Raw genomic sequence first — 12463 nt, forward strand, 5'->3', positions numbered from 1 at the left:
TGTGGCTGGACAATCACGGGTGGCGCGAACCGGTCGAGTCGATCCCGTCCGCCGCCACGAGCATGACATGTATCCCACGGCATTGGGCATCGGACCACGCGACGTCCTAGCCGACCGGACCCATCAGCAGGTGATCCGGTTCAGCGCCGTACACCAGGGTGACCGTCGGATCCACGTTGCCGAGTGATTCGAGCACGGCACGGTTGTTGCGGATCGGCCTGCCACTGGTTGCCGCAGGGGCCGTCGCCGTCACGGCGACTCAGGTCTGGCAGCGTCGCACCCTGCGCCCGACCAGCGACGTCGGCGTAACGCCCGACTGCACTGCGCCCCCGGGCCCGGTCCCGCCCGAACGTCCGCTCGAATATCGCTCCGTGGCAGCACACTTCGAATCGACGGCAGCCCGGCACCCCGATCGGGTGGCGCTGCATACCGCGACGCAGGCGGTCACCTACGGTGAGCTGTTCACCGCAGCATGCGCCGTGCGGGAAGACGCTGTGCCGCGCGGCGAATCACCACGTGCTGCCGTCATACCGGCTGCCCTCACACCTGCGACGGTTGCCACCATCCTCGGCCTCATCGCCTCCCGAACCATCGTGGTGATGCTCGACCCGGAGCTACCCCGCAACCGCGCGGAGACGATCGCGGCCATCCTCACCGACCACGACTACGAGGTGGTGCCCGTCGAGGTATCAGCAGATGGTCGATGCGACGCGCGGTCCGCGACCAGCACGCTCGGCGCCGACACCGACACCGACGACGTCACGAGCATCCAATTCACGTCGGGTTCCACCGGGTCACCGAAAGCCGTGCTGCACACCAACGGCCTGTGGCTGGCTGACGCTCAATTGTTGAACGACCGGTTCGGCCTCGCCGACGGCTGCAAGGTGGCGCTGTGCATGCCGATCAGTTTTGCCGGCGGACTCAACGTCCTGATCGGATCGCTGCTGGGCGGCTCTGAGATCATCGCCGTGGACCCACGCGAACACAGCGCCCGGGAGGCGTTCGACCGCATCAAGGAGTCCCGGGCCCAGGTGATCACCTGCACGCCGTCGTTTGTGGACGCCCTGCACAGGGCGGCCGAGGGCGGCACGTTCTCGGACGTCCGACGGATCGTCACCACCGGTGAGCCCATCCAGGCGCGCCACGTCAGGCTCGCCAGGGAATTGGCGCCCACCGCGGTGATCACCAACTGGGTCGGCTCGACCGAGACGCTGGCCATCGCCAGTCATGACATCCCGCCAACGGCACCGCTGCCGCGCGGTGTGGTTCCGGTGGGAATCGCCGCGCCACACAAGAAGATCGACGTCAACGAGGACGGGATCGTATCCATCACGTCCCGGTACCTGGGTCCCGGCTATCTGGACGCCTCAGCATCCGCAGCCACCTTCACCCGCAACGGCGACGCGACGACGTATGTCGGGGGTGATGTCGGACGCTGGGATGAACACGGCAACCTGGTGCTCTCGGGCCGCGCGGACAACACCGTGAAGATCCGTGGTTACCTTGTCGAGCCGGCCGAGATCGAAGCAACGCTGGCGTCTTACCACGATATCCGCGAAGTCGCCGTCGTGGCCAATTCTGCTGGCACACCGTCGCTTACCGCCTACGTCGCGCCCAGCACCACCGAACGGACGCCGTCAGCTGCTGAACTGCGCGCGCGGCTGCATCGGGACCTGCCGCCGTGGATGGTGCCGGCCAGTATCGAGATACTGGCGATGCTGCCACGCGGTGACCGCGGCAAGGTCGACCGGATGGCGCTGCCGACACCGACGAAGGTTGCGTTCGAAGCACCCCGCGGCGTCCACGAATCGGTGGCCGCCAAACTGTGGGCGGAAGTGCTGTGCGTACCACGCGTTGGCCGCACCGACAGCTTCTACGCGTTGGGCGGTGATTCGCTGTCGGTGGCACACATGCTGGTCACGCTCCGAGAATCGCACGGCATCGTCCTTAAACCCACCGATCTCGCCAGTGCACCAACGCTTGCCGCGTTCGCAGAGAAAATTGCCACGACCCAGCAGCGCGCCCCGAGAACGGCCGACCCACGGCAGCTGAAGCCGACCACAACGCCGCTGCGGCCATTGTCTGCCGAGACTGCAGACACTCCCCTGTTCTGCTTCACCGGCGCGGGCGCCTCCGCGTTGTGCTTTGTTCCGCTGGCGGAGCATATCGGGAGCCAGACCGCGGTTTACGCGTTCGAACCAAGCGGGCTCGCCGGACGCGCGATGCCCGATTGGTCGATAGCGCGCGCCGTGCAACGACATTGGGCCGACCTACGCCGCATTCAGCCGCACGGGCCCTACACGCTGGTGGGCCATTCGCTCGGTGCGCATATCGCACTGGAGACGGCACGTGCGCTGCAGGCCGACGGTGAGAGTGTCGACCTGGTCGTCATGCTGGACCCCTGGCTGTCACCCCGGGTGGCGTGGGACGCACGCCAGGATCTGCCGGACGCGACCGTGACGCTGCAGACCGATGACGCCAACGGGCTCGGGACGTGGTGGGAGCGGCAGAAGACGGTTCCGCTGGCCGGACTGTTTTCCGCCGACTACGACCGCAAGACGCGGGCCATCGAAGAGGTCGGTATGATCGCCGCATTCCGGCACCGGCCCGCACCATGGGCTGGTCGAGCACTGCTCATCCGCAGCCATCTCAACACCGACGATCCGCGGCTGTGGCAGCGAATCCTTACCGGCCAGCTGGACTCTCAGGTTCTGGAGTGCGATCACCACTCGATCGTCCGAGCACCACATATCGGCGATGTTGTCGACTTGATCGTCGCCGCCCGCAGATCGGGTGCCTAGGCGGCTTCAGCGACTTCCTTCGTTTCCCGGGTCTCGGTGACCTCGGTTCCCAGTGCTCGATACAGCGGCGCGGTCGCCGCGGTCGTGGCGATCGCCAGCCCGCACAGCATGGCGAAGGCGAACGGACTGATCAGGCGCGCCTGGAAACCGACCGAGGCGATGGCGATCTCGGTGACACCGCGGCAATCCAGCAGCACACCCAACTTGGCCGACGACCGCCACGGCCACCTGTTGATCGCCCCGAATACGAAGCCCGCCGACAGTTTCGAGCCGAAGGCCACGGTCGCCAGGACCGCTCCGCACCACAATCCCTCCCAGCTCGCCAGGTCATGCAGCGCCTGCAACGGAACTGACATCGCGATACTGACGAAGAACGCCGGCCACAACACATTGACGACCGAGGTGAAGCCTCGGCCCGAGGACGCTTCGGCCAGGGCCGCAGGGAAGGAGAAGCCCGCAATCACGGCGCCGATCGCCGGATGAAATCCCAGGAGTTGCGTCGCGGCGGCGCCGATGAGTGCGGAGACCGCCATCATTCCGGCGAGCGCGCCGCCCTGACTGAGCGATGTGATTCGAGGGACGATCCGCGGAATGACGAACACAACCACCACTAACAGCACTGCACCGACCGCGAGGGTCCTGGGTGACATCGCGGTGGCGTGCGAGATAACCACCAAGGCAGTCACCAAGATCCAGGCAAACCCGTCGGTGGCGACCGAGATGCGCAGCGCCACCTGTGCGACCGGCAATAGCCCGATACCCAGGTCTTTGATGATCAGCACCAGGACCGGTACCGCCGTGATACCCAGCGCGATGCCGACGAACACCCAGCCGTAGGTCTCGTGGTGATCTGGTACACCGAGGCGACCGGCGAACAGCCACGCCGCCAGTACCGACGCGGTGATCGGAATGAGTATGCACGGCGCAGCGCGCCAGCCGATCGACGTGTCACCCAACTTGCCGAAACGCCGTAGTTCATTGCCCGCGGAGAACATCAGCAGTAGCAATCCTGCGGTTCCGACGGCGTCGAGAAGTTGTCGCGATGTCGTCGGAATGAGCGCCCCGCGAACGGATGCCGGGCAAGCGGCCAGCGCGGTACCCACCCCGATCCCAGCGACGATCGACCCGAGAACTCGGGGCTGGCCGAACCTATTGAAGAGGTTTCCGATGATCATCGAGCCGATCACGATCACGGCCAGGATGGTCAGCCCCTGTAGGGCATCACCGAGCGGCACCGGCTCAACCGACGGTTCTGCTCGACATCAACGCAGGCTCAGACGTATCCGACGAGGTGTAGGTGCCGCCCAGAAGCGGGCTGTCCGCCCACTTGGTCAAGGGTGTGCCCATCAAGTGTTTCGGGTGGACGGACGGGGGCGTCAACTGCAGGATCACATGACGTAGCGCCATGTCCCGCCTATTCTCGACGGGTTCGGAATAGAGGTCGGCCAAGGCTGCCCGACCAAGGTTGTGCGGCCCGACGATTCGATAACCGGACTGGTTGAAGCTGCCAAACCAGAGCTGAATGAACAACTTTGGGTTGAACAGCATCTTGCGCATCGGAACGAGGCAGCCGATCTCACGGGCGAGCGAATCCAAATACATCACCTGCGACGGAATGGACTCGGTCTGGCGGGGACTCAACGCCGTCCAGTGCTCTTCCCACTCCCTTTCGCGGCCGATGACTTCGTCGAGGTCGTCGGGCAGTTGTTGCGTACCGCTGCACACCCGCGCGAAGTAGCGGGCCTGCATCTCCGCGCAGATGGGTATTCCGCCCGAGAACGGCCGGACGAACCCGATAAAGGCCACCGTCCCTTGATGTTCGGGATGAAGGAAGTGCTTGTAGAGGTTGCGGACATTTCCATCTTTGACCTGGAGGTCTCCAATACCGAAGTCGTGCTCGAACCCGGTGCACAGGACGACGGTGTCGAATTCACCGGCTGCCGAGTCCGCGAAGACGACCCGGTTGCCGACCGACGATGCGATTCCCGCGTCGTTCAACGTGACTCGGCCATCGGCGATGGAAGGAATGAAACTGACGTTCTTGCAGAAGATGCGTCGTGGACTCCAGCTGCCCTGAGGATGGGAGCGACGATTCCAGGTCTCGATCAGCTTCCAGTTCACGTCGTTCTCGAGCGTGTCCACATCGAGTCTCGCGGGATCGATGGGTTGGCCCATCGGATTGACAGCCGGCTCGGCACCCTTCCTGTTCGCACCGAACGCGCCGAGCACCGACGCGGCGAACCCATAGATCACCGACATAACCAGGAAGAGCGCCTTCGCGAGTGCGTCTCGCCCCCAGAATGATTCGAGCTCAAGTGGGTAGGTGGTGGCGCGCCGGTACATCTCATGGTGGTGCGCCCGGACGGTACCGTGATCGGTCGTTCGGTTGCGGTCTGAGACTCGTGGCAACAGGTAGGTATAGGACCGGATGGACAGCGTGCAAGCACTCGCGACATCGCCGATCTGACGGACGATATCGGCACCGGACTCCGCCAGACCGACGATGAGGACACGCTTGCCGCGGAAGCGGTCGCTGTTTCGATACTCCGAGGAATGCACGATCTCGCCGGTGAAGTCCTCGAGTCCGGCAATGGCCCGGTTGGGCGTCTTGAACGGCCCGGAGCACACCGCCACCGCGTCGAACGGCTCCTTGGAGTCGACGCCGTCGCGGCGCACCGACACGACCCAACGATCGGAAACCCGTTTGACATTGGTGACTTCGCTGCCGAATCGGATGCGCTCGCTAAGCCCGAACCGATCGGTGTACGCGCGGAGGTAATCGAAGTACTCGCCCCGCGAGTAGAACTTCCGTTCCCCGCGGAACGGGTAGTCCGAGTAGGCCATCAGCTTCATCGAGATGGTCAGATACAGGTCGTCGTAGGCCTTCATCGTGTCGCCGTCACCGTCGTAGCGAAGCCAGATGCCGCCGATATCGGGGTTCTTGTCGAAGCAGACGACGTCGTGGCCCTCGTCGAGGAGCTGCTTGACGGTCGTGAGCCCACACGGACCTGCCCCGACGACGCAGACCTTCATGAATACCTCCGACATACCTACGTGGACCAGCGCACCCCGCAGAAATATTAGGGGAGGCTAACTTGATTTGGGGGGCTACCCCTTGCCGTGAAACGGCAACGGGTACGGGCCCCGGCTGTACACAGCCGGAACCCGTACCCGCGTCAATGCGTGACGAGCCGTGGAACGCTAAGCGCTGTTGCTCGAGGTGCCGTCGTTGCCCTGGTTGCCGGTACCGCCGCTACCGCTGCCGCCCGAGCCGCCGTTGCCGCCGGTGCTGGACTTGCCCGCACCGCCGGTGGCACTGCCGCCGCTGCCGCCGTTGCCACCGACACCGGTGCCCGCGCCGACCGACGTCCCGCCACTACCACCGGTACCGCCGTTGCCACCGCGGGCGTTTCCGCCCGTTGCGCTGCCGCCGTTGCGGCCCGCGCCACCGTTACCGCCGATGGCGCCACCGTTACCGCCGTTGCCGCCGCGACCGCCGGTGGTGTTGCCGCCCTCGGTCGATTTCGCGCTGCCGCCGGTGCCGCCGCGACCGCCGAGGCCCGACAGACCGCTGCTGCCGCCCGCGGCACCCGCGCCACCGGTGGCACTGCCGGCTTCCGAGGTCGCGCTACCACCGGAACCACCGTTGGAGCTGCGAGCCAGGAAGCGGCTGCCCCCGGTGCCGCCGGCGCCACCGACCGCCTGGCCGTCCTGGTAGGCAGTGGCATTGCCACCCTTGCCACCATTGCCAACAACGTCGGGTGTGTTGCCGCCGGACAGAATGGCGTAACCGCCCGAGCCGCCCTTACCGCCGGTGGCGGTCTGGCTGCTGGTTCCGCCCGTTCCGTCGGCCAGGCCGACCGATGCGGAACCGCCCGCACCGCCAGCACCTGGCCCGTACTCGGCGGGAGCGCCTTCAGTCGGCAGACCCCACAGCGAGGTGCCGCCATTACCGCCGTTGCCGCCGGTGGCATTGCCGTTCACCGACGAAGCGGCACCGCCCGCGCCACCATTGCCGGCCTTGCTGGCGCCCGTGCCGCCCGCCAAGGCGCTCAGCGCCGCGAGGGATCCGCCATCGCCACCCTTACCGCCGTTGCCGCCCACCGCATTTGCGTTATCGCCCGCGGCGCTGGTGTTGGTGTCCGTGCCACCTGCGCCGCCATTACCGCCATTGCCGGAGAACAGCCCCGCGTTGCCGCCGTTGCCGCCGTTGGTGGCCGCCGAGACGAGCGTGCCGTCCTGGTTGTAAACGGCATTCACGCCGGCAGCGCCGTTACCGCCGTTGCCGCCCAACCAGCCTGCGTTGCCGCCGTTTCCACCGTTGGCGCCGGCGCCACCGTTGCCGAAGAGCAGACCACCATTGCCACCGTTGCACGCGGCGCCCACGCAATCCGAGGCGGCGTCGACGCCGTTACCGACCAGCCAGCCGTTGACACCAACAGCAGTGGCCAGGACCGACTTGGAGGCGTCAGCCTTCACCAGGCTGGCGGCGCTGGGTGCCGACGAGCAACCCGGATCGGCAACGCCGCCCTTGGTCTCGCAGGAGACGAGTCGAATCTCGTTCACCTGGACGCTCTGAGCCGAAACCGCCGTCGGCTCGTCAAGCACGGTCGCGGCCGCGGCCGCCGCCAACGCGAAGAGTCCGACCAGCGCCGCCCCGGCGACCCCCGTCGTCGTCACGTGCTTCTGAGTGGAATGCGTTGCGGCCCTGCGATATCCGACCTTCGCGTTCATACAATCCCTTTGCAATTTACGGCCTGGCCGCTAGGGCAGGCGCTGGTTCTGTGCGTTTCCTGAGAGAAAGGCAGCATCATCTTTGGATCCACTTCCATCCGGGTCAATACCTACGTCTGGCGACCAGACCGCGTTTTTGCTCGCTTTCCATCGCCACCGGCCCCGGCGCCAGACTGATTCCTCGTCCGAAAGCCCGAGGTCAAGGAGGGTAAGTGACAGGCCATCGCGCCACCTCGGAGTGGAGCCGACGGCCGCTGGAAAAAACTTCCAAAGACTCCGATTCCCCACTTTCGGGTCAGCTCACGTCTTCGCAGCAGAAGAGCTTGCTGCATAACAGGTTCCGCTAGACGATCTCAGGCCAGATGGCGGCAGTCGGCGTATGCCAGTTCGAGGACCTCACGCGCGCCCCGCAGCGCCGCACGGCTGCGATCGATGGCGGGCGCCTGCCACAGCACCGGCGACTCGACGCTGACCGGGATGTCGCGCGGTAACGCACGCAGCATCGCCACCAGGTCGATGTTCCCGGCGCCAGGGAAAAGCCGCGCGTTGCGACCCTGGTATCGCAACGCCTCGACGGTCGTGGGCCGCTCGGGCACGCCGTCACAGATCTGGACGTAACGAATCCATGCGGCAGGCAATACGTCGAGATCGGCGGGAGTGTTCATCGCCCGGTCGTAGTGCAGGGCGTCGACCAACAGCCCAATATTGGGATGCGCGGCGCGCGCGACGATCGCTGCGGCTTGCTGCAGGTTCGCGACATCCGTCCACGGCATCGGTTCAAGGTTCGGTGTCAACTCGTAATCGGCTGCCAGATCGGCGAGTTCGGCCAGATGATCGGCGAGGCGCGCGTGATCGGGATCGTTACCCGTAACCAGGATCTGGCTGGCGCCAAGGTAGGCACCGGTCTCGATGAAGGCCGCGAAGTCGTGCCGAATCCTGGTCTGAGGTGTCAGGCGCAGCACTTCGATATCGATCAAAGCCAGCCCGGTGTCGTCGAGCCTACGGCGGGTCTCGCGAACCAGCGGGGTCATACCGATCGTCGGGCGCAGGGGCTCGGCCTCGGTGGCCCGGATCAGGCGCAGGCCGACGGCGTCGAAACCCGCCTGCGCGGCGCAGTCGACCATCTCCGCCGGCCCGAGCTCGAGCACCGTGAGCGGCGCCAACGCGATCGGGTGTGTGGCGTCGGCGACGTCAACTTTGGGTCCAACCATGGATACTCCTCGTCCCCAACACCTCCCGTGGTCGCCGGCGGTGCCATTGTCGGACAACCGGGCCGGAAATTGGGGGCTACCTGTGGTCATGGTAAGGGTAGCCTTACCATATCTCATGACGTACTGTTCCGAGCCATGGACTCATCGATGATCAGTGGCGAGCTTGCGAGCATCTTGCGTGAAGATCTCCAGATCGACGTTTCACGGTTCACCCCGGCGTCCCACCTGATCGATGAGGTCGGACTCGATTCGGTGGCCTTCGCAGTCGGCATGGTCGCCATCGAGGAAAAGCTCGGCGTCGCGTTGTCAGAGGAAGAGTTGCTGAACTGCAACACACTCGGCGACCTCGACACCGCGATCCGGAACAAGAAAGCTGCCGGGTCGGCGACATCGGTGGAAGCACGGGGATGAACGCGCTGGCAGCGGCACTCAGTGAGTCGATGACGTCGTCGACGACCGACCTGGTTGTCCTCGACCGCGAGACCGACACCTGGCAACGACACCCGTGGTCTGAAGTGCACACCCGCGCCCAGCAGGCCGCGGCACTGATTGACGAAACCGGCGGCGGCGCAATTGGTCTAGTCGGTGAACCGACGATCGAACTGGTCGCCGCCCTCTTCGGGGCGATGATCTCCGGCCGAAGCGTGTCCATCCTGCCGACCATGACCCGCGGCGCCGATCCGGCTCAGTGGGCGACCGCCACGCTAGGACGCTTCCATGACATCGGCGTTGGCGCGGCTTTCAGCCACGGCGCAGAACTGAACATGTTGCTCGAGGACAACTCGTCGGTGAACGTGCGCGATGTCGCCGAGATCAACCGTTATCCGGCCGGCACGGTCGTGGCCGCGAACACCGACGTCGCGGTTCTGCAGGGGACGGCCGGATCTACCGGTTATCCCCGCACCGCCATGCTGTCGCCCGACTCGGTGCTCAGCAATGCCCGCGGATTGATCCAGCGATTGGGTGTGAACGCCGCCGGCGACACGGGCTGTTTGTGGTTACCGCTCTACCACGACATGGGGCTGACCTGCCTGGTCACCTCCGCGCTCGCGGGTATCCAGCTCTGGCTGGCACCCACTGCGGCGTTCGCGGCATCGCCGTTCCGCTGGCTGAAGTGGCTCTCCGAGAGCCGCGCCACAATCACCGCTGGCCCGAACTTCGCCTACAACCTGATCGGCAAGTACGCCAGCCGAGTCAGCGATGTCGACCTCAGCAGTGTTCGGATCGCGATCAACGGTGGCGAGCCGATCGACTGTGATGGCTTTGCCCGATTCGCAACCGCCATGGCGCCGTTCGGGTTTCACGCGTCCGCTGCCGCGCCCGCCTACGGTCTGGCCGAGTCCGTCTGCGCGGCCACCATGCCGGCCGCCGGGACCGGACTCCTGATCGACGAAGTCGACGGCCCGACGGGCCGGCAGCGGCAGGCACTTCTCGGGCCGCCGATCGAAGGTATGGAGATCCGTAGCGTGCCGGTCGACAACGCCCCGCCCGGCATCGGGCAGATCGAGATTCGCGGAACCTCGCTGATGAGCGGCTACCTCGGCGAGGATCCGATCGATCGCGAGAGCTGGTTCCCCACAGGAGACCTCGGCTATCTGACGGATGACGGCCTGGTCGTCTGCGGGCGCGCCAAAGAGATCATCTGGATTGCCGGGCGCAACATCTTCCCCAACGAAGTCGAACGCGTCGTCGCCGAGATTCCCGGCGTACGTGAGGGTGCGGTGGTAGCCGTAGGCACCCCGCCCGGTTCGCCGCGTCCGGGACTGGTGGTGGCCGCCGAATTCCGCGGCCGCGACGAAGCCGCTGCGCGCGCCGCGGTGACCCAACGGGTGGCCGCGGTGTGTGGTGTCGCACCGGCCACCGTCATGCTGCTGGCACCCGGGGCACTGCCCCGGACATCGTCGGGCAAGCTGCGCCGCCTGGAAGTGCAGAGCCAGCTGGAATCGGTGAATGCGTGACCGAGTTCGCCGAGTTACTGGACACCACCTTCGACAGGCAGGTCGAACTCTGGACCGCGGATGCCGAAGCCAGCGAAAGGTTCCCGCGGCAGCTGATCGAGCACCTCGGCAAGTCTGGGGTGTTCCGGCACAAGTGGGGCGAGCCCACCCAGACCCATGCCGACCTCGGCAAGCTCATCGCGCTTGCATCCGCCCTCGGCGAGCTCATGTCGGCCGGCATCGCCGTCGGAGCCAGCCTGCACGACTCGGCAATCGCGATTTTGCGCCGCTTCGCAAGATCCGATTACCTGCGCGATATCTGCGAGCAGGCCATCGACGGCGACGCCGTGCTGTGCATCGGCGCATCGGAGGAATCGGGCGGGTCGGATCTGCAGATCTGTGAAACCACAATTCGCCAACGCAACGGCGGATTCGACGTCCGCGGGACCAAGAAGTTCGTCTCGCTGTCCCCCATCGCCGATCACATCATCGTGGTCGCCCGCAGTGTCGACCACGACGCCGGGAGCCGGCACGGCAATGTCGCACTGATCGCGGTACCGACCGCGAACGTCGATGTGCAGCCGCCCTATCGCAAACTCAGTGCCGGACCGCTGGAGACCGCGGCAGTCCACATCGACACCTGGGTACCCGAGGACGCACTCGTGGCGCGCTCCGGCACCGGGCTGGCCGCGATCAGCTGGGGTCTTGCCCACGAACGTGTCTCGGTAGCTGCACAGGTCGCGGCGTCATGTGAGCGAGCCATCGGAATCACTCTGGCACGCATGATGACCCGCAAGCAGTTCGGTCAAACACTCTTCGAACACCAGGCGCTGCGGCTGCGGATCGCCGACCTCTCCGCGCGCGTGTCCCTGCTGTGCCACGCCCTCGACGGGTTCGCCGCGGGAGGCCGCCTCGACCTGCGTACCGCCGCGGCGTTGAAAGTCAGCGCCGCGCGACTGGGCGAGGAGGTCGCCGGGGAGTGCCTGCACATCTTCGGCGGCTCGGCATTCCTGGTCGACGAGACACCGCTGGGCCGATGGTGGCGCGACATGAAGCTGGCGCGCGTCGGCGGTGGTACCGACGAAGTGCTGTGGGAGTTGGTCGCCGCCGGGCTCAAGCCCGACTTCGACGGCTACGCCAAGTTCGTCGGCCGCTCGAACGAATAGAGCGCCATCCGCCGGTTCGACATGTCGTGCTCGCCGAGGAACTGGCAGCCGACGAATTCGCACAGCCGCCGCGCGGACGTGTTGCGATGGTCGGGGTCGAACATCACACGGCGACAGCGCGGTTCGATGGCGAACAGGCTGGCGATGATGCGCGGCAGCAAGCGGGGCGCCAAACCCCGGTTGACAACCCCCACGTCGGCGATCGCGGCGTGCAGCCCGAGGTCCCATGGGTCGACGTCATAGCGAGGAGCGATCGAATCCTTTGCAGCCCGATAGATCTCGAGATACGCACCGTCAACACCGTTGAGGCTGGCGATGAGTGGCAGCGAATAGGAGCCGCCGAGTTGAGCCAGGAGATGGTTGCGCCAGCGCTCGACCGGCCAGTCGTATTCCCATGCCTGCGCCAGGTGCGGCCGGTTCATCCACTCGGCGACCATCGCGGCATCGGACTCGGTCGCGGCCCGCAGCGCGTACGGCGGATCGACGCTCGGAACCGGGGGCGCCGGCACCGCCGCCACCTCATCGGACAGGTCGGTCAGCGCGCGGGCAAGAACAAGCTCGGTCATCGTTGGGGAGCGTAGCGCAGGGACCCGCGGCAGCGGTGAGTCCGATCC

General features: G+C 66.0%; 9 protein-coding genes. 4 read left to right on the top strand and 5 right to left on the bottom strand.

Annotated elements, in window-relative coordinates:
* Nucleotides 1-158 precede the first annotated feature (158 nt).
* The gene (locus G6N38_RS08975; protein ID WP_163747210.1) at nucleotides 159-2801 is read left to right on the top strand and encodes an alpha/beta hydrolase; all 2643 of its coding nucleotides are present in this window, start codon (nucleotides 159-161) and stop codon (nucleotides 2799-2801) included.
* Here the strand turns inward: G6N38_RS08975 and G6N38_RS08980 are convergent.
* From G6N38_RS08980 to G6N38_RS08995, 4 genes are all read right to left on the bottom strand, one after another.
* Nucleotides 2798-4036: a cation:proton antiporter gene (locus G6N38_RS08980; protein ID WP_163747211.1), complete on the bottom strand. Its 1239-nt coding sequence runs from the start codon at nucleotides 4034-4036 to the stop codon at nucleotides 2798-2800. The genes G6N38_RS08975 and G6N38_RS08980 overlap by 4 nt on opposite strands.
* Before the next feature lie 4 nt (nucleotides 4037-4040).
* On the bottom strand, nucleotides 4041-5834 hold the full coding sequence (locus G6N38_RS08985; RefSeq protein WP_163747212.1) for a flavin-containing monooxygenase: 1794 nt from the start codon (nucleotides 5832-5834) through the stop codon (nucleotides 4041-4043).
* A gap of 168 nt (nucleotides 5835-6002) precedes the next feature.
* Nucleotides 6003-7535: a hypothetical protein gene (locus tag G6N38_RS30995; RefSeq protein ID WP_163745675.1), complete on the bottom strand. Its 1533-nt coding sequence runs from the start codon at nucleotides 7533-7535 to the stop codon at nucleotides 6003-6005.
* A gap of 353 nt (nucleotides 7536-7888) precedes the next feature.
* A complete protein-coding gene (locus tag G6N38_RS08995) occupies nucleotides 7889-8746 on the bottom strand; it encodes a sugar phosphate isomerase/epimerase family protein (RefSeq protein WP_163747213.1) in 858 nt (285 codons plus the stop codon).
* Between the two features lie 135 nt (nucleotides 8747-8881).
* On the opposite strand from G6N38_RS08995, the gene G6N38_RS09000 reads away from it, so the two are divergent.
* The 3 genes from G6N38_RS09000 to G6N38_RS09010 are packed head-to-tail and all read left to right on the top strand — an operon-like array spanning nucleotide 8882 to nucleotide 11849.
* Nucleotides 8882-9157, top strand: coding sequence for an acyl carrier protein (locus G6N38_RS09000; protein WP_163747214.1), 276 nt, complete (start codon nucleotides 8882-8884; stop codon nucleotides 9155-9157).
* Nucleotides 9154-10704, top strand: a complete 1551-nt coding sequence (mbtM, locus tag G6N38_RS09005) for a long-chain-fatty acid--ACP ligase MbtM (RefSeq protein WP_163747215.1) — start codon at nucleotides 9154-9156, stop codon at nucleotides 10702-10704. Before G6N38_RS09000 ends, mbtM begins: the two co-directional genes overlap by 4 nt.
* Nucleotides 10689-11849, top strand: a complete 1161-nt coding sequence (locus tag G6N38_RS09010; protein ID WP_163751889.1) for an acyl-CoA dehydrogenase family protein — start codon at nucleotides 10689-10691, stop codon at nucleotides 11847-11849. Before mbtM ends, G6N38_RS09010 begins: the two co-directional genes overlap by 16 nt.
* Here G6N38_RS09010 and G6N38_RS09015 read toward each other — a convergent pair.
* Nucleotides 11816-12415, bottom strand: coding sequence for a GNAT family N-acetyltransferase (locus G6N38_RS09015; RefSeq protein ID WP_163747216.1), 600 nt, complete (start codon nucleotides 12413-12415; stop codon nucleotides 11816-11818). The genes G6N38_RS09010 and G6N38_RS09015 overlap by 34 nt on opposite strands.
* Nucleotides 12416-12463 lie beyond the last annotated feature (48 nt).

Origin of the sequence: Mycolicibacterium helvum (assembly GCF_010731895.1) — a bacterium.
GTDB classification, from domain to species: Bacteria; Actinomycetota; Actinomycetes; order Mycobacteriales; family Mycobacteriaceae; genus Mycobacterium; species Mycobacterium helvum.

Coding starts and splice junctions, on each gene's coding strand:
- G6N38_RS08985 (WP_163747212.1), bottom strand. CDS start 5,834: ATGAAGGTCTGCGTCGTCGGGGCAGGTCCGTGTGGGCTCACGACCGTC.
- G6N38_RS30995 (WP_163745675.1), bottom strand. CDS start 7,535: ATGAACGCGAAGGTCGGATATCGCAGGGCCGCAACGCATTCCACTCAG.
- G6N38_RS08995 (WP_163747213.1), bottom strand. CDS start 8,746: ATGGTTGGACCCAAAGTTGACGTCGCCGACGCCACACACCCGATCGCG.
- G6N38_RS09000 (WP_163747214.1), top strand. CDS start 8,882: ATGGACTCATCGATGATCAGTGGCGAGCTTGCGAGCATCTTGCGTGAA.
- mbtM (WP_163747215.1), top strand. CDS start 9,154: ATGAACGCGCTGGCAGCGGCACTCAGTGAGTCGATGACGTCGTCGACG.
- G6N38_RS09015 (WP_163747216.1), bottom strand. CDS start 12,415: ATGACCGAGCTTGTTCTTGCCCGCGCGCTGACCGACCTGTCCGATGAG.